We start from the raw sequence: 24445 nt of genomic DNA, 5'->3' as shown, positions 1-24445 counted from the left end.
CCGAGGAGATACTTAACGTTGTACAGCAGCTCCTGTTGGGAGGGAAAAACGTGTCAAGAAATAAAGTCGAAATTTGCGGGGTGGATACCTCCAAATTACCGGTGCTCAAGAATGAAGAGATGAGAAAGCTATTTAAGCAATTGCAGGATGAAGGCGATGATTCAGCAAGAGAAAAGCTGGTAAACGGCAACCTGCGCCTTGTCTTAAGCGTCATTCAAAGGTTTAACAATAGAGGAGAGTATGTTGATGACTTATTTCAGGTCGGCTGCATCGGACTAATGAAATCCATTGATAATTTTGACCTAAGCCATAATGTTAAGTTTTCAACATACGCTGTACCGATGATCATCGGAGAAATCCGCAGATATTTGCGTGATAACAATCCGATCCGCGTCTCAAGATCGCTGCGTGATATCGCATATAAAGCGCTTCAAGTAAGAGAGCGGTTAATCAGTGAGACAAGCAAGGAGCCGACAGCAGAGGAAATCGCCAAAGTTCTTGAAGTGCCCCATGAAGAAATTGTGTTTGCTCTTGACGCCATCCAAGATCCGGTGTCGCTGTTTGAGCCGATTTATAACGACGGCGGTGATCCGATTTACGTCATGGACCAGATCAGCGATGAGCGAAACAAGGATACACAATGGATTGAGGAGCTGGCTTTAAAAGAAGGCATGAGAAGGCTGAACGAACGGGAGAAAATGATTTTGCGCAAACGCTTCTTTCAGGGAAAAACTCAAATGGAAGTGGCTGAAGAAATCGGCATATCCCAAGCTCAGGTTTCGAGGCTCGAAAAGGCAGCCATTAAACAAATGAATAAGAACATCCATCAATAACGGGAAAAGCCTTTAAAACAAATGTTTTAAAGGCTTTTTTCGTGTCTCCGGTTTACGTATGAAAAAAAGTCATGTATTCTAATCTGTAAAAGTTTTAAGAAAATTGAAACATATTTGCAGGAGGGAGCGTAATGATTTTACAGCTTGACCGCGTGTCATTAAAAAGAAACGGCAAATGGATTCTGAAGGATATAAACTGGCATGTTGAACAAAATGAAAACTGGGTGCTGTACGGATTAAACGGTGCCGGCAAAACAGCTTTGTTAAATATGTTATGCTCATATTACTTTCCTACTTCAGGAGAGATGCAGGTGCTCGGCCATCAATTCGGAAAAACAGAGCTCGGTGATAAGCTCAGAAGAAAAATCGGCCTTGTGTCAGCCGGGCTTCAGCATAAACTATACCCCGCGGATTCCGCATTTGAAATTGCTCTCAGCGGTGCGTACGCATCTATCGGTTTATACGAAACGCCGAGTGAACAAGTGAGGGAAAAAGCGATCGGGCTTTTGAAGGATTTGGGCGCGATCGGTTACGCGGACAGGCGCTATGAGACCTTATCTCAAGGAGAAAGACAAAGGGCGCTGATTGCCCGTGCCCTTATGGCAGATCCTGAACTTTTAATTTTGGATGAGCCGGTGACAGGGCTTGACTTTATGGCGAGGGAAAAACTGTTAGATACGATTACATATATCGCCGGAAAAGAAAATGCGCCGTCAATCCTTTACGTCACCCATCATGCTGAAGAAATTTTACCGGTATTTGATAAAGCGCTGCTTATAAAACAAGGAGAAGTGTTCGCCTCAGGCGGGATACGGGATATGCTTTCTGATGAACGGCTTTCTGCCTTTTTTGACATACCGGTCAGCGTGATGTGGAACAATGACCGTCCGTTTTTAACACGGGCGAAAGAAACGTCATCCGTGTGAAAAGTGAATACATTTCATCCTGGGGGTGCTGTCCGGCAGCTGAGAGAGGCGTGTGTCTCAACCCTTAACAGACCTGATCTGGATCATGCCAGCGGAGGGAAGCGGTGAAAAAAGCGGAGGAAGCGGCGGTTTACATATTGCCGAGCCCTGTGCGTTTTTTTAAAGCCGTTTCATTCGTTGAAACGGTTTTTTCTATACAACAAGAAGGAGAGATTTCCATTGGATCAACTCAATATGATATTACAAAAAGCAGATGAGCAGCAGGCTGATTTAATCAGTATCGCCAAAACTTTAATCTCCTTTCCCACACCGGCGCCGCCCGCAAGAAATACGAAAACCGCGCAGAAATGGGTTGCCGGGTTTTTAAAAGAGATGGGCTGTTCTGTCGATATATGGGATGTCTACCCCGAAGATCCGAACGTAGTCGGTGTGTTAAAGGGAACCGATTCCGAACATTATCAAAGCCTCATTCTAAACGGCCACATTGACGTAGCCGAAGTAAACGGGGAAGACTGGGACTCGGACCCGTTTCAGCCTCTTATAAAAGACGGCATGTTAATCGGACGAGGCGCTTCTGATATGAAAGGCGGGCTGGCGTGCGTGCTTTTTTGCCTGAAGCTGATTCATGAAGCCGGTTTACAACTGCCTGGCGATCTGATTGTGCAGTCGGTCATCGGCGAAGAGGTGGGTGAAGCGGGGACGCTTGAATGCTGCAGACGCGGTTATCATGCGGACTTTGCGGTTGTCGCGGATACGAGCAGCCTGCATATCCAAGGCCAGGGCGGAGTGATTACCGGCTGGATAGAAATCAAAAGCGCAAAAACGTTTCACGACGGAATGAGGCGCAATATGATTCACGCGGGCGGCGGCACATTCGGGGCAAGCGCGATTGAAAAAATGGCGAAGATCATCGGCGCCCTCGGAGAGCTGGAACGCCACTGGTCGGTAATGAAAAGCTATCCCGGCTTTACGCCCGGCACAAATACGATCAATCCCGCCGTAATAGAAGGGGGAAGACACGCCGCCTTTGTCGCGGATGAGTGCCGCTTATGGATTACGGTTCACTTTTATCCGAACGAAACACATGAACAAGTGTCGGCGGAAATTGAAGACTTTGTAAACCGAATCAGCGACAGTGATGTGTGGCTGAGGGAAAACAGACCGGTTTTCAAATGGGGCGGCTCTTCAATGATTGAGGACAGGGGCGAAATTTTTCCGGCGCTGGAAATAGATCCTGATCATCCGGCGGTTTGTGTTTTGGCAGCATCGCACCGCGCCGTCAAAAAGGAGGAGCCCGTTACAGATGTATCACAAACCGTAACAGACGGCGGCTGGCTTTACGATGCCGGGATTCCGAGCGTCATATACGGGCCGGGCGACCTGAAGAATGCCCATTCCGTAAACGAGGAAGTGTCCGTTGAGGAGCTTATTGAGTATACGAAAATCATGCTGAGATTTATCATTACATGGTGCAGCCGCAAAAAAGATTGCCCGGCTTGACAAGGTTCGGCCCGACCGTTCATATAATAAGAAAAAGAACGGTAAAGGACGTGATCCGGATGATCAGCATTTCTGAATTTCAAATAAAAGATGTGGTGAACGTTTCGAACGGAAAAAAACTCGGAAGCATCGGTGACATCGATATTAATGTGACAACGGGTAAAATTCAGGCGATCATTTTAGGGGGCAGCGGAAAAGTTCTCGGTTTTTTCGGAAAAGAAGAGGAAATGGTCATTCCTTGGCGAAATATAGTTAAAATTGGGGAAGATGTCATCTTAGTGCGTGTAAATGAACCAAAGGGCTCTGCGTGATCAGCCCTTTACTTGTAAAATGCCGGAAATCTCAATGTTTCCGGCACATTTATTTTATTCATTTTAAAGTCAGCCGCTAAACGAATGCTTTAAATTGTGGTAAAATGATTGGGAAATTACGCTTTTTTAATGTTTGTCGAAAGGTTGGATCCTCATGAATACATATCACCCGTTTAGTCTTACCACCCCCTCGGCACTCATGATACAAGACTGGAACCGTGTGAATCAGCATAACACAAAGGTCATCGCCGGATTTACAACGAAAAACGGCGGTGTCAGCAATCCGCCGTATGAATCGTTAAATACTGGATTGCATGTCCGTGACGAAGCTTGTGATGTCGTTAAAAATCGTGAAATCATCGCGTCTTTATGCGGCTCTGAACTGGATTCTTGGGTATTTGCCGATCAGACACATGAAAACCGCATTCAAAAAGTGACAGCCGGGGACAGAGGAAAAGGAGCGAGGGACTACTCCGCTGCATTTCGCAGGACGGACGGGCTCTACACGAAAGATAAAGGCGTCTTTTTGGCTCTGTGTTTTGCCGACTGTGTGCCATTGTATTTTTATGACCCTGTGAATTCTCTTATCGGCGCTGCCCATGCCGGATGGAAGGGAACCGTTAAACAAATTGGGCGCATCATGACGGAACGCTGGGCAGATCAGGAAGGCTCCCGTGTATCTGATATTCACGCTGTCATCGGCCCGTCCATCAGCGGCGGATGCTACACCGTAGATGACCGTGTCATCAATGAAGTCCGGGCGCTGCCTTTTTCGGCTGAGTCAGCCGTATGTGAAACGGGCGCAGGCCAATATAAGCTCGACTTAAAAGAGGTCAACCGTCTTCTTCTGACACATTGCGGCATTCCGGAAGAAAACATTTCTGTCAGCGGTTTATGTACGGAAACAGAGCGTGATCTTTTCTTTTCACACCGCCGCGACAAAGGAAAAACGGGACGCATGATGTCCTTTATCGGAATGAAGGAGGCATAAGTAATCTTGCGTGTTGCTGATCAATTACGACATATAAACGAACGAATAAACGAAGCATGTAACAGATCGGGCCGAAGCCCTGAGAATGTGACCATCATCGCTGTTACAAAATATGTATCAACAGAAAGGGCTCAGGAGGCCGTTGATGCAGGCATTACAAGCCTGGGAGAAAATCGGGATACCGAGCTGGTCCGCAAGCAGGATGCCATCACGGGGAATCCGGATTGGCATTTTATCGGCAGTCTTCAGTCAAGAAAAGTGAAGTCTGTCGTTGACAGCGTATCTTATATTCACTCCTTAGACAGACTGTCATTGGCAAAAGAGATTGAAAAACGCGCTTCACATAAAGTGCGCTGTTTAGTGCAGGTGAATACATCGCTTGAACCGTCTAAGCACGGTATGAAAACAGAAGAGGTCATCCCCTTTATCCGGGAGCTTTCAGGATTTACAAACATCTCTGTAGAGGGGCTGATGACGATGGCTCCGCTGACAGACGAAAAAGACAGGATCAGAGCCTGTTTTCGGGAATTACGGGATCTCCGCGACCGCGTGCAGGAGCTGAACCAGACGAACGCACCGTGCCGGGAGCTCTCCATGGGCATGTCAAATGATTATGAAATTGCTGTTGAAGAGGGCGCTACATTTATCAGAATAGGCTCCTCATTAGTCGGAAATGAAACAGGGGGTGTTAACAAATGAGCATGAAAAATAAACTGAAAAACTTTTTCTCCATGGATGAGGAAGAGTATGAGTACGAATATATTGAAACAGAGCAGGATCATCCGGAAGAGCATGATCAGCAAAAAGAAAAACAGCCAGCCTATGCTCAAAAGGCGGCCGGCAAGCAAAACGTGGTAAGCTTGCAAAGTGTTCAGAAATCCTCTAAAGTGGTGTTGAGTGAGCCGCGTGTATATGCGGAAGCGCAGGAAATCGCCGATCATTTAAAGAACAGGCGGGCAGTTGTCGTTAATCTTCAGCGCATTCAGCATGATCAGGCGAAAAGAATCGTCGACTTTTTAAGCGGGACTGTCTACGCCATCGGCGGCGACATCCAAAGAATCGGTTCAGATATCTTTCTGTGCACGCCTGATAATGTCGACGTATCCGGCACGATTTCGGAGCTCATATCTGAAGACGAACATCAGAGGTGGTAAAGCAGGATGATTCTTTATCAAATTTTTTCCGTTCTGAGCTATTTAATTTACATCTACTCGTTTGCCCTGATTATTTATATTTTTATGTCCTGGGTGCCGAGTACGAGGGAAACGGCAGTCGGACGGTTTCTCGCAGCAATATGCGAGCCGTATTTAGAGCCGTTCAGAAGGATCATTCCGCCGATTGCCATGCTGGATATATCCCCGATTGTTGCCATTATCGTGCTTCGGTTTGCCACGACAGGACTTTGGGGTCTGTACCGCATGATCGCAATGTATACGTAATGTGACAGTTTGATACAGGCTTGGCACCAGCCAAGCCTCTTTACATAGAAAGGAAAGAACATGAGCGATATTTACCAGCACTTCAGAAAGGACGAGCGGCCTTTTATCGATCAGGCGCTCGAATGGAAACAGATTGTCCTGGAGCAGTATCGGCTGAAACTGACCGATTTTTTAGATCCGAGGGAACAGGTGATGTTAAAAGCCGTTATCGGTGATGCCTGCGGTCTCGCGTTTTTCGGAGGATATGATCGGGCCGAACGCAAACGGGCGATATTATACCCTGATTATCTTGAGCCGGAACAGAATGATTATGAGCTTCAAGCTTTTGAGGTTCAATATGCTGAAAAATTCGTCAGCATCGACCACCGTTCTCTTCTCGGGTCTTTAATGGGGATCGGATTAAAGCGGCAGAAATTTGGCGATTTGGTGTTTTCGGAAAAAGCGGTGCAGCTTATCGTGTCCGGGGAAATTGCTGATTTTGTCAGCGTCCAGCTCAGCAAAGCGGGCAAAGCCCCGGTAAAGCTTGAGAAAATTGCGCTCGCCGATCTTCACATTCCTGCTTCGGATGTCGAAATAAGAGATGACACGGTTTCTTCATTGCGTCTCGATGCCGTTTGCGCCTCAATGAGCCGGCAATCCCGGCAAAAGGCGCAGACGCTTGTGAAAAACGGACTCGTCAAGGTAAATTGGAAGGCCGTTGAGGACCCGTCCTATCAGGTCGCAGAAGGAGACATGCTTTCCATTCGGGGCTTCGGCCGATGCAGTTTGACAAAAATTGATGGAAAAACGAAAAAAGACAAGTGGAAAGTCACGTTTGAACGTCAAAAATGAGTCGTTTTTTCAGTTTTTTTCTCCATCTGTGCCGTATTTGTTTTATAATGTGAACTAGATAATCGTACTGAAATGTAAAAATGGAGGTGGCAGTATGCCATTAACGCCAAATGATATCCATAACAAAACGTTTACAAAAGGTTTTCGCGGATATGATGAAGATGAAGTAAATGAATTTTTAATGCAAGTCAGAAAAGATTATGAAATCGCACTCCGTAAAAAAGCGGAGCTTGAAGCGAAAGTGAATGAGCTTGACGAAAGAATCGGACACTTTGCCAATATCGAAGAAACGCTGAATAAATCAATCCTCGTGGCGCAAGAGGCCGCAGAAGACGTCAAACGCAACTCACAGAAAGAGGCGAAGCTGATCGTCCGTGAAGCGGAAAAAAATGCGGACCGCATCATTAACGAGTCGCTCTCAAAATCAAGAAAAATCGCCATGGAAATTGAAGAGCTGAAAAAACAGTCAAAAGTGTTCAGAACCCGTTTCCAAATGCTAATTGAAGCGCAGCTCGACCTTTTGAAAAATGATGATTGGGATCATCTGCTTGAATACGAAGTCGATGCGGTGTTTGAGGAAAAAGAATAATTTTCTGATTTTCTTGACATTCTCAGGGCCGTTCGAATATAATACGTTCATAAATTCAGATGAAAAGACGATTGAAAGGGACCGTCATGACTCAAAAAAGCCATAAAGCGAACCGGGGAAGGTGGAAGCCCGGCATGGCCTGAATCATGTGGATCAGCCCTTTAGTTTCCTTTCTGAACTTACAGTAGGAAAGGACGTTCCATCACGTTACGATGCTCGAGTGGAAAAGGCGGGATTTGCCGCTTTTTCTAAAAGGGTGGTACCGCGAGATAAGCTTTCTCGTCCCTTATGGGATGAGAGGGCTTTTTTTATTTTCTGAAAAATGTTGTGGAGGAATGAAGATGGATTACAAAGATACGCTGTTGATGCCGAAAACAGATTTTCCGATGAGAGGAAATCTGCCGAACCGTGAACCGGACATGCAAAAACAATGGGAGGAACAGGACATTTACCGCCTTGTTCAAGAACGGACGAAAGACCGCCCGAAATTTGTGCTTCATGACGGGCCTCCGTATGCAAACGGAGACATCCACATGGGCCATGCCCTGAACAAAATCCTGAAAGACTTTATCGTCCGCTATAAATCAATGAGCGGCTACAACGCCCCGTACGTGCCGGGCTGGGATACACACGGGCTGCCGATTGAAACGGCGCTGACAAAAAACAAAAAAGTAAACCGGAAAGAAATGTCCGTTGCTGATTTCCGCAAGCTTTGTGAAGAATATGCATGGCAGCAGATTGAAGGGCAGCGCGAACAATTCAAGCGCCTTGGCGTCAGAGGAGACTGGGAAAACCCTTATGTCACGCTGCAGCCTGAATTTGAAGCGCAGCAAATCCGCGTTTTCGGTGAGATGGCGAAAAGAGGCTACATTTATAAAGGCCTGAAGCCTGTTAACTGGTCTCCTTCAAGTGAATCTGCTTTGGCAGAAGCGGAAATTGAATATCAGGACAAACGTTCTCCATCTATTTATGTCGCGTTTAAAGTGAAAGACGGAAAGGGCGTTCTTGAAAACGGAGAAAGCTTCATCATCTGGACGACGACACCATGGACGATGCCTGCCAACCTCGGAATTTCCGTTCATCCGGAGTTAGAATACAGCGTCATTAAAGCCGGAGAGAAACGTTATGTCGTCGCAACTGATTTAATCGAAAACGTTGCCCAAGCATGCGGTTTTGAAAACCCGGAAGTTGTCGCCCAATACAAAGGAAGAGAATTGGAACATGTGATTGCTGAACATCCGCTGTATGGCAGAGATTCGCTCGTCATGCTCGGTGAGCACGTGACAACGGATGCCGGAACGGGCTGTGTCCATACTGCTCCGGGCCACGGGGAAGATGACTTTATCGTCGGTCAAAAATACGGCTTAGAGGTTCTTTGCCCTGTTGATGAAAAGGGGAACATGACTGACGAAGCACCTGGTTTTGAAGGCATGTTCTATGATAAAGCAAACAAGCCGATCACAGAGAAGCTTGAAGAAAATGGCGCGCTGTTGAAGCTCGAGTTCATTACACACTCCTATCCGCACGACTGGAGAACAAAAAAACCGACCATTTTCAGAGCGACTGCGCAATGGTTCGCGTCCATCAAAGATTTCAGATCTGACCTGCTTGATGCCATCAAAAAAACGAAATGGGTGCCCGAGTGGGGCGAACAGCGTCTTTACAACATGGTGCGCGACCGCGGTGACTGGTGTATTTCAAGACAGCGTGTCTGGGGTGTACCGATTCCGGTATTTTATGCTGAAAATGGCGAGCCGGTTATCACTGACGAAACAATTGAACACGTTTCAGAGCTGTTCAAAAAACACGGCTCAAACATCTGGTTTGAAAAAGAAGCAAAAGACTTGCTGCCGGAAGGGTTTACGCATCCGGGAAGCCCGAACGGCATCTTCACAAAAGAACAGGACATCATGGATGTGTGGTTTGATTCCGGTTCTTCGCATCAGGCTGTGCTTGAAGAACGTGAAGATCTCGTCCGTCCGGCTGATTTATATCTTGAAGGCTCAGACCAATACCGCGGCTGGTTTAACTCATCCCTTTCTACCGCTGTTGCCGTCACAGGCCATGCGCCTTATAAAGGTGTCTTAAGCCACGGCTTCACACTTGATGCAAACGGCAGAAAAATGAGTAAATCACTCGGCAACACCATTGATCCGACAAAGATCGCCAGACAGCTTGGAGCGGAGATTTTACGCTTATGGGTGTCATCAGTAAACTATCAGGCCGATCACCCGGTTTCTGAAGATATTTTAAAACAAGTCGCTGAAGTATACCGTAAAATCCGCAATACATTCCGTTTCCTTCACGGCAACCTGTTTGATTTCAATCCGAACGTTAATGCCGTTGATGTAAAAGACCTTCGGGAAGTGGATCAGTATATGCTGATCAAACTGAATAAGCTGATTGACAAAGTGAAAAAAGCATATGATGAATATGAATTTGCGGTTGTATATCACAGCATTCATAATTTCTGCACGATCGAGCTCAGCTCTTTCTATCTTGATTTTGCAAAAGATGTGGTGTACATCGAGCATGCGGATCATCCGGACCGCCGCAGCATGCAGACGGTTTTTTATGAAACCCTGCTTGCGTTAGTGAAGCTGACTGCGCCGATTCTGCCGCATACGGCTGATGAAATGTGGTCTCATTTATCATTTGTGGAAGAACCGAGTGTTCAGCTGACAGATATGCCGGAAACGATCTCTGTTCCTGACAGTGGAGCGGCAGAGGAAAAATTTGACCGTTTCATGGAGCTGCGCAATGACGTGTTAAAAGCGTTAGAAACAGCCCGTAACGAAAAAATTATCGGAAAATCATTGGAAGCGAGCCTGACTTTGTATCCGAACAAAGAAAATCGTGACCTGCTGTCATCCATTAAAGAAAATACAGCACAGCTGTTTATCGTGTCTGAACTGACGGTGAAAGAAGAAAGTGAAGCGCCGGAAGATGCGCAAAGCTTTGCCACAGGAAAAATAACCGTAGAAAAAGCAGAGGGCCAAATGTGTGAACGGTCCCGTGTGATTTCCAAAGATGTCGGCGCCAATCCGAAATATCCGACATTATCGCTCCGAAATGCGGAAATCGTGGAAAAATATTATCAAAAGTAATGGTTTGTAGGCGCCCGGTGTGAACCGGGCGTTTTTTTCATGCCAGCAATGTCATCGATTAGAACGATAGGAAAAATCTTATGGGCTTCAGATGACGCCGCGGGGGCAACAATAGAGGTATAACCTCAAAGAGCAGGAGTTGTGATGAATGAATGATCAACTGACCGCAATCCATACGGAGCTTCTTATGATGAAAGAAGAACTCCAGTCAAGATTATTTGAGTATTCTTGCTTTCAAATGTCAGCATCTGTTGAACCTTCAATAAACAATCAAAAAGCAACTCTGATCTTTCATATTAAAGAAGAACTTCAGGATGTTCTTCTTGCGCTGTCTAAGTTTGAAAACAATACATTCGGTTATTGTGAAAAAACCGGCGCCCCCATTCCGATTGAAAAGCTTGCGGTTTTGCCGACGGCACGGACCGCCGATGATTTTTATTATCCCGCCCAATTTGAAAAGAAAACCCTTCCTTACTGGGAGCCCGAGATGTATTCATATGATCAGGCGCTGTATGAATGACAGCGTCTGTTTCCGTGTGTTTGCCGCAGCATGATGATCTGCCTTTACTCCTGCATCTTTTATTGATAAAATTCATAAAGGATAAAAGTAACTGTATAATGGAGGAACGTGTGTGCTTTATTATCTTATCGCTCTTTTAATTATCATAGCCGATCAATTGACGAAATGGTTTGTCGTAAACCATATGGAATTGGGACAAAGCATACCTGTCATCGATCAGGTGCTGTATATCACCTCACATCGGAACACAGGAGCGGCATGGGGCATTTTAGCCGGTCAGATGTGGTTTTTCTACTTGATTACCATCGCAGTGATCATCGGTATCGTTTATTACATACAGCGTTATGCAAAAGGGCAGATTTTACTCGGGATTTCTCTCGGTTTAATGCTGGGGGGCGCTGTCGGAAATTTTATTGACCGGGCGGCGCGTCAGGAAGTAGTGGATTTTATCCATGTCATCATCGTTAATTATCATTACCCGATTTTTAATATCGCGGACTCTTCATTGTGTGTCGGCGTGATACTTTTATTTATTCATATGCTGTTTGACAGCGGGAAAAAGAAGGAGCAATAACATGAATCAATTTGACATAACCGCTCAGCCTGAACAAAAAAGCGAGCGGATTGATAAATTTTTGGCCTCATCCGGTGAAAACTGGTCACGGACCCAGGTGCAGCAATGGGTAAAGGAAGGCTTTGTGTCTGTTAACGGAAAGTCAGTGAAAGCAAACTACAAAATGCAGCCCGGCGACCAAGTGACAGTGACCGTCCCCGAACCTGAGGAGCTGGACGTGCTTGCCGAGCCTATGGACTTGGATATTTATTATGAGGACCAAGACGTGTTGGTCGTAAATAAACCGCGTGGCATGGTCGTTCACCCGGCACCCGGCCATGTGACGGGGACGCTTGTTAATGGACTGATGGCCCACTGCAATGACCTTTCCGGAATCAACGGCGTCATGCGGCCCGGAATCGTTCACCGTATTGACAAAGACACCTCAGGCCTGTTAATGGTTGCAAAAAATGATATGGCGCATGAATCACTTGTCAATCAGCTCGTCAATAAAACCGTTACCCGGAAATACACAGCGGTTGTCCACGGAATTATTTCTCATGATGACGGAACCATTGACGCACCGATCGGAAGAGATAAAAAAGACCGCCAAAGCATGACCGTTACGAGAGAAGGCAGCAAAAATGCCGTAACGCATTTCCACGTGCTGGAGCGCTTTGATGACTTTACGCTTGTAGAGTGCCGCCTTGAGACCGGAAGAACGCACCAGATCCGCGTCCATATGAAGTATATCGGCTTCCCTTTAGCGGGAGATCCGAAATACGGGCCGAGAAAAACCATTGATTTTAACGGCCAGGCGCTGCATGCGGGAGTACTGGGCTTTCAGCATCCGCGGACAGACGAATATATGGAATTTGAAGCGCCGCTGCCCGAAGATATGCAAAAACTCATCGAAAATTTGAGAAATAGCCGTTGACAGCAAGTTTCTTTTCTGAAATAATAAAAACAAGCTAATAGATTCTTTAACACAGTCCAGAGAGGCTGAGAAGGATAACGGATAGGACGGAAGATATATGTGTTCCGTCCTGAAAGGAACCCCTCTATGCTCTGGCAGGAGGGGTTTTTTCTTCTTATATACGAATGGAGAGGTGTCACGCGTGAATCAAAAAGCTGTTATTCTTGATGAGCAGGCGATCAGAAGGGCTTTAACAAGGATTGCCCATGAAATGATCGAGCGGAATAAAGGAATGAATGACTGTATTCTTGTCGGGATTAAAACAAGAGGCATTTATTTAGCGAAGCGGCTTGCTGAACGAATTGAGCAGATTGAAGGAAATCCCGTGACCGTCGGGGAAATTGACATTACCCTTTATCGTGACGATCTTTCAAAAAAAACGAGCAATGAAGAGCCGCTTGTAAAAGGTGCAGACATTCCGACCGATATTACCGACCAAAAGGTCATTGTAGTCGATGACGTGCTTTATACGGGACGGACGGTAAGAGCGGCGATGGATGCGCTCGTTGATGTAGGGCGTCCGTCATCTATACAGCTTGCCGTGCTTGTTGACAGAGGACATCGGGAGCTGCCGATCCGAGCGGACTATATCGGGAAAAACATACCGACCTCAAAGGCTGAAAAAGTGATGGTTCAGCTGAGCGAAGTCGATCAAACGGATTTGGTCGCCATATATGAAAATGAATAAAGTACCTTTTTAAATGCATTCCAGAGAGTTTGCAAAGAGGATTTCTAACGCACAAAAGCCGGGCGGAATGACGCGGCCGGACTTTGTATGCCTCTTTGCGCAAAAAGCAAAGAGGTTTTTTTATACCATTTAAGAGTCATCCTAAAGAGACGTCAATCAGGAGGAAACGCCATGAGTAAGAAAAAAGTAAATCTGGGAGTCAGGGATGTCCCAAACCCATTGTCTTGGCTGTCATTCAGCCTGCAGCATTTATTCGCCATGTTCGGCTCAACCATCCTCGTTCCGAAACTGGTCGGGATGAGTCCGGCAGTGGCGCTTGTCACGAGCGGAATCGGGACACTCGCCTATCTCTTGATTACGAAAGGCCAAATTCCTGCTTATCTCGGATCATCATTTGCCTTTATTTCTCCGATTATATTGGTGAAAGCAACGGGAGGGCCGGGGGCGGCCATGGTAGGCGCCTTCCTGGCAGGAATCGTGTACGGCTTGATCGCGCTGCTGATCAGGCAGCTCGGAACGGGGTGGCTGATGAAGCTGCTGCCGCCGGTTGTCGTCGGACCGGTCATTATCGTCATCGGGCTCGGGCTGGCAAGCACGGCCGTCAACATGGCGATGTATGCAGACCCGAATGCGAAGGAGCTCGTCTACAGCTTAAAGCACTTCAGTGTAGCCGGCGTCACCTTGGCGATTACCATCATCTGCGCCATCTTTTTACGGGGGTTTTTAAGCCTGATCCCGGTGCTGATCGGCATTATAGGCGGGTACCTGTTCGCTCTTACACAGGGCATCGTCGATTTCCAGCCTGTCATTGATGCCAAATGGTTTGCCGCTCCTGAGTTCATCATTCCGTTTAAAGACTATACGCCGTCTGTGACACTCGGCATTGCAGCGGCGATGGTGCCGGTCGCTTTCGTGACGATGTCAGAGCATATCGGCCATCAAATGGTGCTGAGTAAAGTTGTCGGACAGGATTTCATTAAAAAGCCGGGACTGCACCGCTCCATAATGGGAGACAGCGTTGCGACAATCATCGCTTCGTTAATCGGCGGCCCGCCGACGACAACGTACGGCGAAAACATCGGTGTACTGGCCATTACGAGAGTCTTCAGCGTCTTTGTCATCGGAGGCGCAGGTGTCATCGCAGTATGCTTCGGGTTTGTCGGCAAAGTATCGGCGCTGATCAGCTCAGTTCCGTCCGCGGTCATGGGAGGCGTTTCCTTTCTTCTCTTCGGGATCATCGCGTCCAGCGGTTTGAGAATGCTGATCGACAATAAAATTGATTATGAAAACAACAGAAATTTAATTATTACATCCGTCATCCTCGTTATCGGCGTAGGCGGTGCTTTCATTCAAGTATCTCAAGGCGGCTTTCAAGTATCGGGTATGGCGCTTTCGGCAATCGTCGGAGTCATCCTCAACCTGATTCTGCCGCACGCAAAGGAAGAAGAGGCTGACGCCTCATAACAGCATCATATATAAACCTTTTAAAGAAAGTCCAGAGAGGCTTGGAAGGGTTATGACGGGAAGAAGCTGCGTGCTGCTTCTCTCTTTAACCGCACCCCGAGTCTAGTGACCGGGGTGTTTTTTTACGGCCTTCAAGTTGAAACGGAAGGGGAAAAAAACATGAATCATTTAACGGCGATGAGTGAACTTAGCACTGCTGAGATCGAAGAACTGCTGCGTGCAGCAAAAGCAATTAAAGAGGGAACGGAACACACGGACCTCGCAGGGAAATTTATTGCGAATTTGTTTTTCGAACCAAGCACCAGAACACGGTTCAGCTTTGAGGTTGCGGAAAAAAAACTCGGCATGAACGTTCTGAATTTAGACGGAACGAGCACAAGCGTTCAAAAAGGCGAGACTTTGTACGATACTGTCAGAACGCTTGAATCTATCGGTGTCGACGCCTGCGTTATCAGGCACAGGGAAGATGAATACTACAAGGATTTGGCAGACAAAGTTAATATTCCGATCTTAAATGCGGGAGACGGCTGCGGCCAGCATCCGACCCAATCATTGCTCGATTTAATGACGATACAAGAGGAATTCCAAAGCTTTAAGGGCCTGACAGTTTCCATTCACGGCGATATTAGACACAGCAGGGTGGCAAGGTCTAACGCCGAAGTGCTGACAAGACTGGGCGCGCACGTTCTGTTTTCAGGGCCGCCGGAATGGCAGGATGCAGAAAACACGTTCGGCACCTGTGTCCGAACGGATGAAGCAGTTGCCGCGTCAGATGTCGTCATGCTGCTCCGCATTCAAAATGAAAGGCACCAAACGGAATCCGACCAACAAGGCTACTTGGAAAAATTCGGGCTGACGGTAAAGCGGGCTGAAAACATGAAGCCGCATGCCATCATCATGCATCCCGCACCGGTAAACAGAGGAGTCGAAATTGACACAACATTAGTGGAATGCCGAAAATCAAGAATTTTTAAACAAATGGAAAACGGTGTGTTTATCAGAATGGCGGTACTAAAGCGAGCACTGCAAACAAATGTGAAAAGGGGAGAAGCGTCGTATGTCTTATCTCATTAAAAACGGCTGGATGTTAAACGAAAATGGTGAAAGAATCGAACAGGATATCCGTGTGGCTGGGGAGGTCATTTCTGAAATCGGCAGTCTCACAGCAAAAGACGGAGAAACGGTGATCGACGCCGAAGGGCTGTTCGTATCTCCGGGGCTTGTCGACCTCCACGTACACTTCAGAGAGCCGGGCGGCGAGAAAAAAGAAACCATTGAAACAGGCTCGAAAGCTGCGGCACGTGGCGGATTTACCACAGTCGCCGCCATGCCGAATACAAGACCCGTGCCGGATACGAAAGAGCAAATGGAGTGGCTCCAAAACCGCATTCAAGAAACCGCATCTGTCAGGGTGCTTCCGTACGCATCCATCACGATCAGACAAATCGGCGAAGAAATGACAAATTTTGAGGCGCTGAAAGAAGCAGGCGCGTTTGCCTTCACGGATGACGGCGTCGGTGTACAGACTGCCGGAATGATGTATGAAGCAATGAAGCGGGCTGCAGCTGCGGATAAAGCGATTGTCGCCCATTGTGAGGACAACTCCCTCATTTACGGAGGAAGCGTGCACGAAGGTGTTTTCTCAAAAGCAAACGGTCTGAACGGCATTCCATCTATATGTGAATCCGTCCACATTGCCCGTGATGTGCTGCTTGCAGAAGCAGCGGGCTGCCACTACCATGTGTGCCATATCAGCACGAAAGAATCCGTCAGAGTTGTAAGAGACGCTAAGAAGGCCGGGATCCGCGTGACAGCCGAAGTGTCACCGCATCATCTGCTGCTTTGTGACGAGGATATCCCGGGGCTTGATACCAACTATAAAATGAATCCGCCGCTTCGCAGCAAAAAAGACAGAGAAGCACTGATTGAAGGGCTGTCAGACGGCACAATTGATTTCATTGCGACTGACCATGCGCCGCATACGGAAGAAGAGAAAAATACGGACATGAAGCTTGCTCCGTTCGGCATTGTCGGCTTAGAAACGGCCTTCCCGCTTTTATACACACACTTCGTAAAAAACGGATCATGGTCGCTGAAGCAGCTCACAGACTATATGACGAAAAAACCTTGCGAAGCGTTTGACCTTCCGTACGGGACACTGAAACCGGGTGCGGCAGCGGATATCACCCTCATTGATCTGGAAAAAGAAGCCGCTATAGACAAAGATACATTTTTATCAAAAGGGAAAAACACACCATTCAACAAGATGAAATGTTTCGGCTGGCCTGTCGCGACAATCGCAGCCGGGAAGCTTGCATATGAAGAAGGGAGACTCGTCAAATGAAAAGAAGACTAGTACTGGAAAATGGAGCGGTGTTTGAGGGGAAAGCATTCGGAAGCCTGGAGCATACCGCGGGTGAAGTCGTATTCAACACCGGAATGACCGGTTATCAGGAAATTTTATCAGACCCTTCTTACTGCGGGCAGATCGTTACGCTGACGTATCCCCTTATCGGCAACTACGGCATTAACCGGGATGACTTTGAATCCATTACACCGTTTGTAAAAGGACTCATTGTAAAAGAGTTATGCGAACTGCCATCCAACTGGAGGTCGGCTTATACACTCGATGAATATTTAAAAATGAAAAATATCCCGGGTTTACAAGGGATTGATACGAGAAAGCTCACAAGAATGATCCGCACGGCCGGTGCATTAAAAGGAACGTTTGCTTCATGTGATGAGGATGTGGAAGCGGTTCTTACACGGCTGAAAGAAACCGAACTTCCGAGAAACCAAGTCGCGCAAGTGTCAGCGAAAACGGCTTATCCTAGCCCGGGCCGGGGCAAACGCATCGTGTTAGTCGATTTCGGCATGAAGCACGGCATTTTAAGAGAATTAAACAAACGTAAGTGCGACGTCATCGTTGTGCCTTACAATGTAACGGCAGAGGAAGTGCTTCAATTAAAGCCGGACGGCGTCATGCTTTCTAACGGACCCGGAGACCCGAAAGATGTCCCGGAAGCAATTGAAATGATAAAAGGAATACTCGGAAAAGTGCCTTTATTCGGAATCTGCCTCGGCCACCAATTATTTGCGCTGGCATCCGGAGCCGATACAGAAAAAATGAAATTCGGACACAGGGGCTCCAATCATCCGGTAAAAGAGCTTGCGACAGGAAAAGTCGCTTTGACTGCCCAAAACCACGGCTATACGGTCTCTTCTATTGATGAGACAGAGCTTGAAGTGACGCATGTCGCGATAAATGATGACACAATTGAAGGGCTGAAGCATAAAACATTGCCGGCATTTACGGTTCAATACCATCCTGAAGCTTCACCAGGCCCGGAAGATGCCAATCACTTGTTTGACAGATTCATCGACATGATCGAAACAACAGAGAAAGAAGGGGAAGCGGTATGCCAAAACGCGTAGATATTAAGAAGATATTAGTGATCGGGTCCGGTCCGATTATTATCGGCCAGGCGGCAGAATTTGATTATGCGGGCACGCAGGCGTGTCTTGCATTAAAAGAAGAAGGCTATGAAGTCATTCTCGTCAATTCAAACCCAGCCACTATCATGACGGATACAGAAATGGCCGATCGGGTATACATCGAACCGCTGACGCCTGAATTTCTCACCCGTATTATCAGAAAAGAACGTCCGGACGCCATACTGCCGACATTGGGCGGCCAGACAGGCCTGAACCTTGCCGTAGAGCTTTCTGACCTCGGCGTTCTTGAAGAATGCGGTGTGGAAGTGCTCGGTACGAAGCTGTCAGCCATCCAGCAGGCAGAAGACCGTGACTTGTTCCGCTCGCTGATGAATGAGCTGAATGAACCCGTGCCGGAAAGTGATATTATTCACTCTTTACAAGAAGCTGAGGATTTTGTCAGCCGCATCGGGTTCCCGGTCATCGTGCGTCCTGCTTATACATTGGGCGGAACAGGCGGCGGCATCTGCTCGAATGAAACGGAACTGAAGGAAATTGTAGAAAACGGATTAAAGCTGAGCCCGGTTCACCAGTGCCTGCTTGAAAAAAGCATCGCCGGCTTCAAAGAAATCGAATATGAAGTGATGAGAGACGGCAGGGACCACGCGATTGTCGTCTGCAACATGGAAAATATTGATCCGGTGGGCATCCATACGGGAGACAGCATCGTCGTTGCTCCGAGCCAGACTTTGAGCGATCGGGAGTACCAACTGCTGCGAAACGTCTCATTAAAGCTTATCCGCGCGCTCGGCATCGAAGGCGGCTGTAACGTTCAGCTGGCATTAGATCCTGACAGCTTCCAATATTACATTATAGAAGTAAACCCGCGGGTCAGCCGGTCATCTGCCCTCGCCTCAAAAGCAACGGGTTATCCGATCGCAAAATTGGCGGCTAAAATCGCAGTCGGTCTTTCTCTCGATGAAATGATGAACCCTGTAACGGGTAAAACATACGCGGCATTTGAACCTGCGCTTGACTATGTCGTCTCCAAAATCCCGCGCTGGCCGTTTGATAAATTCGAATCGGCAAACCGCAGACTCGGCACGCAAATGAAAGCGACGGGAGAGGTAATGGCCATCGGCCGCACACTTGAAGAATCGCTTTTAAAAGCCGTCCGCTCACTGGAAGCTGACGTCTATCATCTGGAATTGAAAGATGCGGAGGAGATTTCTGACGGGCTTTTGGAAAAACGGATCCGAAAGGCGGGAGATGAGCGGCTGTTTTATCTCGCTGAGGCTTTCAGAAGAGGCTACACAGTTGAACAGCTTCATGAGTTTTCTGCCATCGACGTATTCTTTTTGCACAAGCTGCATAAGCTGGTTGCGTTTGAAAACGAGCTGAAAGCAAATAAAGGCAGCCTAACAGTTTTACAGACGGCAAAAGAACTCGGTTTCTCTGACAAATACATCAGCAGGGAATGGAACATGCCGGAATCAGAGCTGTACAACCTGAGAAAACAGTCGTCTATCCTGCCGGTATTTAAAATGGTAGATACGTGTGCGGCGGAATTTGAATCTGAAACCCCGTACTTCTACAGCACGTATGAGGAAGAAAATGAGTCAGCTCTCACTTCAAGAAAAAGCGTCGTCGTCCTCGGATCAGGACCGATTCGCATCGGACAAGGCGTTGAATTCGATTATGCGACTGTTCATTCTGTGTGGGCGATTAAGCAAGCCGGCTATGAAGCGATTATCATCAATAACAACCCGGAGACGGTGTCAACTGATTTCAGCATTTCAGATAAGCTGTATTTTGAACCGCTGACGGTTGAAGATGTTATGCACATCATCGATTTGGAACAGCCGGAAGGCGTTGTCGTCCAATTCGGCGGCCAGACGGCCATCAACCTTGCAGAGGAGCTGAGCGCCCGCGGCGTCAATATCCTCGGCACATCACTTGAGGATTTAGACCGTGCGGAAGACCGCGATAAGTTCGAGCAGGCGCTTGAGGCGCTGAACGTGCCGCAGCCGCTCGGAAAAACCGCTGTGTCAGTTAACGAAGCGGTCAAAATTGCCGCGGCCATCGGCTATCCGGTTCTCGTCCGCCCTTCATATGTACTCGGCGGCCGGGCGATGGAGATCGTCTACCACGAAGACGAGCTTCTTCACTATATGAAAAATGCGGTGAAAATCAACCCGCAGCATCCGGTCTTAATCGACCGCTATTTAACGGGGAAAGAAATCGAAGTGGATGCCGTTTCAGACGGCGAAACAGTCGTCATCCCGGGAATTATGGAACATATCGAGCGGGCCGGCGTCCATTCAGGGGATTCGATTGCCGTCTATCCGCCGCAGTCTTTAAGCGAAGAAATTAAGCGGAAAATTGAAGAGTACACGGTGGCTTTGGCGAAAGGCCTCAACATCGTCGGCTTGCTGAACATCCAATTCGTACTGTCGCAAGGTGAAGTATACGTGCTTGAGGTGAATCCGAGATCAAGCAGAACCGTACCGTTTTTAAGCAAAATCACAAAGATTCCGATGGCGAACCTTGCGACAAAGGTCATCCTCGGCCAAAAGCTTGCTGATTTTGGCTATCAAGAGGGACTGCAGCCTGAACAGCAGGGAGTATTCGTCAAAGTGCCTGTCTTCTCATTCGCGAAGCTGAGAAGAGTCGATATTACATTAGGGCCTGAAATGAAGTCGACGGGAGAAGTGATGGGCAAGGATTCAACTGTCGAAAAGGCGCTTTATAAAGGGCTGATTGCCTCAGGCATCCAAATCCCGAATTACGGATCAGTGCTTCTGACCGTTGCCGATAAAGACAAAGAAGAAGCACTGTTGATCGCCAAACGCTTCCATTCGATCGGCTATAAGATTTTGGCGACGGAAGGAACGGCGGCATATCTGAAAGATGCTGCAATTCCGGCTCAGGTTGTCGGGAAAATCGGTGAAAAAGGCCAAAACCTGCTTGACGTCATCAGAAACGGAGAAGCGCAATTTGTCATCAATACGCTGACAAAGGGCAAACAGCCGGCAAGGGACGGCTTCAGAATACGCCGTGAATCTGTGGAAAACGGCGTGGCCTGCCTGACGTCTCTAGACACGGCCGAAGCGATTTTGCGGGTATTGGAAAGTATGACATTCCGAGCGGACCATATGCCGGCATCGGAAACGAATCAGGAGGCAGCTGTTACGATATGAAAAAAGCGCATTTGACTGTTCAATCCAACCGCGAGATTGCCGACCGAATCTATCAAATGGTGCTGAAAGGAGAACTTGTCCAGCACTTTACGGAGCCGGGACAATTTCTCCATCTGAAGGTAAGTGACGCGGTCACGCCGCTTTTAAGAAGACCGATCAGCATCGCAGACGTCAATTTTTCAGCGAATGAAGTGACAATTATTTATAGAACAGACGGTGAGGGAACGCGCCTTTTGTCTCAGAAGCAAAAAGGAAGCAAGATTGATGTTCTCGGCCCTCTCGGGAATGGATTCCCCGTTCGGCAGATTGAATCCGGAAAAACCGCCCTGTTAGTCGGGGGCGGGGTCGGGGTTCCGCCTTTGCAGGAACTGTCAAAGCGTCTTACGGAAAAAGGCGTAAACGTCATCCATGTGTTAGGATTCCAGTCGGCTAAGGATGTCTTTTACGAACAAGAATGCCTCAGATACGGAGACACCTATGTGGCCACGGCTGACGGGACACACGGTGAAAAAGGGTTTGTGACGGATGTCATTAAACAGAAGCAGCTCGAATTTGACGTCCTCCTCAGCTGCGGGCCGACCCCGATGCTGAAGGCATTAAAGCAGCAGTACGGCCATAAAGAGGTTTATCTTTCAATGGAGGAGCGGATGGGCTGCGGCATCGGAGCGTGTTTTGCCTGTGTGTGCCGCACTGACGAAAGCGATACGTCATATGTCAAAGTTTGTCTCGACGGGCCTGTATTTAAAGCTGAGGAGGTGGCGCTGTAATGTTAGAAGTGAATTTGCCGGGTCTTCATTTAAAGAATCCGATCATTCCCGCTTCCGGCTGTTTCGGCTTCGGGAAAGAATATGCACGGTTTTACGATTTGTCATGCCTCGGTGCGATCATGATTAAAGCGACCACGAAAGAAGCGCGCTTCGGAAACCCGACGCCGAGAGTGGCGGAGACCGGCGCAGGAATGCTGAACGCCATCGGACTGCAAAACCCCGGCCTTCAGCATGTTCTTGAACATGAACTGCCTTGGCTGGAACAATTTGATACACCGATCATCGCAAATGTGGCCGGCTCTCAGGTTGAAGACTATAGGGAAGTGGCAGAGCATATCAGCAAAGCGCCGAATGTGCACGCGCTTGAGCTCAACATCTCATGCCCGAACGTCAAAACAGGCGGAATCGCTTTCGGCACAGATCCTCTGATGGCCGCAGAAGTGACAAAAGCGGTAAAAGATGTGTCTGAAGTGCCTGTGTATGTCAAGCTGTCGCCGAACGTCGCAAACATTACAGAAATTGCAAAGGCGATTGAAGCGGCCGGAGCTGACGGATTGACGATGATCAATACACTTGTCGGGATGAGGCTTGATTTGAAAACCGGCAAGCCGATTTTAGCAAATAAAACGGGCGGGCTGTCAGGTCCGGCAATAAAACCTGTCGCCATTCGGATGATTTATGAAGTCAGTCAGGCTGTAAACATTCCGATCATAGGGATGGGCGGCGTCCAGACGGCAGAAGATGCATTGGAATTTCTTCTGGCGGGGGCGAGTGCGGTTGCCGTCGGCACGGCTAACTTCGTCAACCCTTTTGCCTGCCCTGAGATCATTGAACAGCTCCCTCGTGTGCTGGGCCAATACGGCTTTCAATCGATAAGTGAATGCATCGGAAGGAGCTGGAAACATGAAAAACAACCTGCCCATCATCGCGCTTGATTTCGCATCGGCTGATGAGACGCTCGCTTTTTTAGATCTATTTCAAAAAGAGAGGCTGTTTGTCAAAGTGGGAATGGAGCTTTTTTATCAAGAAGGACCCGCCATCATACAGCAATTAAAGGAACGGAATTGTGAATTGTTTTTAGATTTAAAGCTCCACGACATTCCGACAACCGTAAATAAGGCGATGAAACGGCTTGCGAGCCTCGGAGTTGATCTTGTAAACGTGCATGCCGCAGGGGGCGCGCAAATGATGCGGGCCGCTCTCGAGGGACTGGAAGAAGGAGCCCCGGCAGGAAAAAAACGGCCGTCTTTGATTGCGGTCACACAGCTGACAAGCACCTCAGAGCAAATGGCGAAGGAAGAGCTGCTGCTTCAAAAACCGCTTTTAGAAACGGTTGTGCATTACAGCAAGATGGCGGATGAGAGCGGGCTTGACGGGGTGGTATGCTCGGTTCATGAGGCAAAAGCCATTTATGAAACGGTCCGCCCGTCATTTCTGACTGTCACGCCCGGCATTCGCATGTCACAAGATACAGCAGACGACCAGGTTCGTGTGGCGACACCCGCTTTCGCACGAGAAAACGGATCATCAGCCATTGTCGTGGGCCGGTCCATTACAAAAGCGAAAAACCCCGTCAAAGCGTATGAATCAATCAAACTGGAATGGGAGGGCGTTAGCCAATGAAACAAGCCATCGCAAAACATCTATTAAACATTAAAGCTGTATTTCTGCGCCCGAATGAGCCGTTTACTTGGGCGAGCGGCATATTATCCCCGATCTATTGCGATAACCGTCTGACACTGTCGTTTCCGGAAGTGAGAAATGATGTGGCAGACGGCCTCAGCAAGCTGTTAAAAGAGCATTTCCCGGAAGCTGAGATGGTCGCGGGAACAGCAACGGCCGGCATTCCGCACGCCGCGCTTCTGGCAGACCGTTTGGATGTGCCGATGTGCTATGTCAGAAGCAAGCCGAAAGCACACGGTAAGGGAAATCAAATCGAAGGCGCCCTCAAAAAAGGGCAAAAAACCGTCGTGATCGAAGACTTAATTTCCACGGGAGGCAGCGTGCTTGAGGCAGCGGCGGCTCTTCAAAGAGAAGGCGCGGACGTTCTCGGCGTCATCTCGATTTTCACATACGGCCTTCCGAAAGCAAGAGAAGCATTTGAGAAAGCAGGCCTGCCGTATTATTCATTAACGGACTATGACACGCTGACGGAAGTGGCGCTGGAAAACGGGACGATTCACTCAGATGACCTCGAAAAGCTGAAAGCGTGGAAAAAGAATCCCGAGTCAAAAGATTGGTTTAAAAAATAAATGAGAGAAAACAGGCCGCAGGGCCTGTTTTTATTATTCCTATCAAAAAACTCGGGTTGACTT

24 protein-coding genes, 1 riboswitch and 1 other annotated feature are annotated in these 24445 nt (G+C 48.0%); all 24 genes read left to right on the top strand.

All coding sequences use genetic code 11. The features are described from left to right. Positions 1 to 50: 50 nt before the first annotated feature. The gene (gene sigG, locus KY305_RS05865) at positions 51 to 833 is read left to right on the top strand and encodes an RNA polymerase sporulation sigma factor SigG (RefSeq protein WP_061520440.1); all 783 of its coding nucleotides are present in this window, start codon (positions 51 to 53) and stop codon (positions 831 to 833) included. A gap of 131 nt (positions 834 to 964) precedes the next feature. Then, a complete protein-coding gene (locus KY305_RS05860) occupies positions 965 to 1759 on the top strand; it encodes an ABC transporter ATP-binding protein (protein WP_223061756.1) in 795 nt (264 codons plus the stop codon). Positions 1760 to 1770: 11 nt separating this feature from the next. After that, positions 1771 to 1876: riboswitch (TPP riboswitch) on the top strand. A 117-nt stretch (positions 1877 to 1993) separates the two neighbouring features. Then, positions 1994 to 3259 carry an acetylornithine deacetylase gene (locus KY305_RS05855; RefSeq protein WP_223061878.1) on the top strand — a complete coding sequence of 422 codons (1266 nt, stop codon included), beginning with the start codon at positions 1994 to 1996 and terminating at the stop codon, positions 3257 to 3259. A 59-nt stretch (positions 3260 to 3318) separates the two neighbouring features. After that, positions 3319 to 3570, top strand: a complete 252-nt coding sequence (locus KY305_RS05850; protein WP_061520809.1) for a YlmC/YmxH family sporulation protein — start codon at positions 3319 to 3321, stop codon at positions 3568 to 3570. A gap of 154 nt (positions 3571 to 3724) precedes the next feature. Then, the gene (gene pgeF / locus KY305_RS05845) at positions 3725 to 4561 is read left to right on the top strand and encodes a peptidoglycan editing factor PgeF (RefSeq protein WP_223061755.1); all 837 of its coding nucleotides are present in this window, start codon (positions 3725 to 3727) and stop codon (positions 4559 to 4561) included. A 6-nt stretch (positions 4562 to 4567) separates the two neighbouring features. Beyond that, positions 4568 to 5260: a YggS family pyridoxal phosphate-dependent enzyme gene (locus KY305_RS05840; protein WP_223061754.1), complete on the top strand. Its 693-nt coding sequence runs from the start codon at positions 4568 to 4570 to the stop codon at positions 5258 to 5260. Further along, the gene (gene sepF, locus KY305_RS05835; protein ID WP_214799464.1) at positions 5257 to 5715 is read left to right on the top strand and encodes a cell division protein SepF; all 459 of its coding nucleotides are present in this window, start codon (positions 5257 to 5259) and stop codon (positions 5713 to 5715) included. Before KY305_RS05840 ends, sepF begins: the two co-directional genes overlap by 4 nt. A gap of 6 nt (positions 5716 to 5721) precedes the next feature. Continuing rightward, positions 5722 to 6000 (top strand): YggT family protein, encoded by a 279-nt coding sequence (locus KY305_RS05830; protein WP_003154408.1) that lies wholly within the window; start codon positions 5722 to 5724, stop codon positions 5998 to 6000. Between the two features lie 60 nt (positions 6001 to 6060). Continuing rightward, positions 6061 to 6831 (top strand): YlmH family RNA-binding protein, encoded by a 771-nt coding sequence (locus KY305_RS05825; RefSeq protein WP_223061753.1) that lies wholly within the window; start codon positions 6061 to 6063, stop codon positions 6829 to 6831. A 94-nt stretch (positions 6832 to 6925) separates the two neighbouring features. Beyond that, entirely contained in the window at positions 6926 to 7420 is a 495-nt protein-coding gene (gene divIVA / locus KY305_RS05820; protein WP_061520447.1) for a septum site-determining protein DivIVA, read from the top strand. Positions 7421 to 7481: 61 nt separating this feature from the next. Then, positions 7482 to 7710 (top strand) — a binding site (T-box leader). Positions 7711 to 7761: 51 nt separating this feature from the next. Further along, positions 7762 to 10527, top strand: a complete 2766-nt coding sequence (gene ileS / locus KY305_RS05815; protein ID WP_223061752.1) for an isoleucine--tRNA ligase — start codon at positions 7762 to 7764, stop codon at positions 10525 to 10527. 148 nt (positions 10528 to 10675) lie between these two features. Further along, positions 10676 to 11047, top strand: coding sequence for a TraR/DksA family transcriptional regulator (locus KY305_RS05810; protein ID WP_223061751.1), 372 nt, complete (start codon positions 10676 to 10678; stop codon positions 11045 to 11047). A gap of 112 nt (positions 11048 to 11159) precedes the next feature. Then, a complete protein-coding gene (lspA, locus tag KY305_RS05805; RefSeq protein ID WP_223061750.1) occupies positions 11160 to 11621 on the top strand; it encodes a signal peptidase II in 462 nt (153 codons plus the stop codon). Position 11622: 1 nt separating this feature from the next. Then, entirely contained in the window at positions 11623 to 12537 is a 915-nt protein-coding gene (locus KY305_RS05800; protein WP_223061749.1) for an RluA family pseudouridine synthase, read from the top strand. 181 nt (positions 12538 to 12718) lie between these two features. Next, on the top strand, positions 12719 to 13264 hold the full coding sequence (pyrR, locus tag KY305_RS05795) for a bifunctional pyrimidine operon transcriptional regulator/uracil phosphoribosyltransferase (RefSeq protein WP_223061748.1): 546 nt from the start codon (positions 12719 to 12721) through the stop codon (positions 13262 to 13264). A 171-nt stretch (positions 13265 to 13435) separates the two neighbouring features. Further along, the gene (gene pyrP / locus KY305_RS05790; protein ID WP_223061747.1) at positions 13436 to 14728 is read left to right on the top strand and encodes a uracil permease PyrP; all 1293 of its coding nucleotides are present in this window, start codon (positions 13436 to 13438) and stop codon (positions 14726 to 14728) included. A 159-nt stretch (positions 14729 to 14887) separates the two neighbouring features. Next, positions 14888 to 15802 (top strand): aspartate carbamoyltransferase catalytic subunit, encoded by a 915-nt coding sequence (locus KY305_RS05785; RefSeq protein ID WP_223061746.1) that lies wholly within the window; start codon positions 14888 to 14890, stop codon positions 15800 to 15802. Then, positions 15786 to 17072, top strand: a complete 1287-nt coding sequence (locus tag KY305_RS05780; RefSeq protein WP_223061745.1) for a dihydroorotase — start codon at positions 15786 to 15788, stop codon at positions 17070 to 17072. Before KY305_RS05785 ends, KY305_RS05780 begins: the two co-directional genes overlap by 17 nt. Then, positions 17069 to 18163, top strand: coding sequence for a carbamoyl phosphate synthase small subunit (locus tag KY305_RS05775; RefSeq protein WP_223061744.1), 1095 nt, complete (start codon positions 17069 to 17071; stop codon positions 18161 to 18163). Before KY305_RS05780 ends, KY305_RS05775 begins: the two co-directional genes overlap by 4 nt. Next, positions 18148 to 21363 (top strand): carbamoyl-phosphate synthase (glutamine-hydrolyzing) large subunit, encoded by a 3216-nt coding sequence (gene carB / locus KY305_RS05770; protein ID WP_223061743.1) that lies wholly within the window; start codon positions 18148 to 18150, stop codon positions 21361 to 21363. Before KY305_RS05775 ends, carB begins: the two co-directional genes overlap by 16 nt. After that, complete coding sequence (locus tag KY305_RS05765; RefSeq protein WP_223061742.1) at positions 21360 to 22130, top strand: dihydroorotate dehydrogenase electron transfer subunit; 771 nt, start codon at positions 21360 to 21362, stop codon at positions 22128 to 22130. The genes carB and KY305_RS05765 overlap by 4 nt, the downstream gene beginning before the upstream one ends. Continuing rightward, positions 22130 to 23065 carry a dihydroorotate dehydrogenase gene (locus tag KY305_RS05760; protein WP_223061741.1) on the top strand — a complete coding sequence of 312 codons (936 nt, stop codon included), beginning with the start codon at positions 22130 to 22132 and terminating at the stop codon, positions 23063 to 23065. Before KY305_RS05765 ends, KY305_RS05760 begins: the two co-directional genes overlap by 1 nt. After that, a complete protein-coding gene (pyrF, locus tag KY305_RS05755) occupies positions 23034 to 23753 on the top strand; it encodes an orotidine-5'-phosphate decarboxylase (protein ID WP_214799433.1) in 720 nt (239 codons plus the stop codon). The genes KY305_RS05760 and pyrF overlap by 32 nt, the downstream gene beginning before the upstream one ends. Then, positions 23750 to 24382, top strand: a complete 633-nt coding sequence (gene pyrE / locus KY305_RS05750) for an orotate phosphoribosyltransferase (protein WP_223061740.1) — start codon at positions 23750 to 23752, stop codon at positions 24380 to 24382. The genes pyrF and pyrE overlap by 4 nt, the downstream gene beginning before the upstream one ends. Positions 24383 to 24445 lie beyond the last annotated feature (63 nt).

This window comes from Bacillus sp. YC2 (assembly GCF_019891195.1).
Classification (GTDB): domain Bacteria; phylum Bacillota; class Bacilli; order Bacillales; family Bacillaceae; genus Bacillus.
This window is presented reverse-complemented; position numbering and strand designations above follow the sequence as displayed.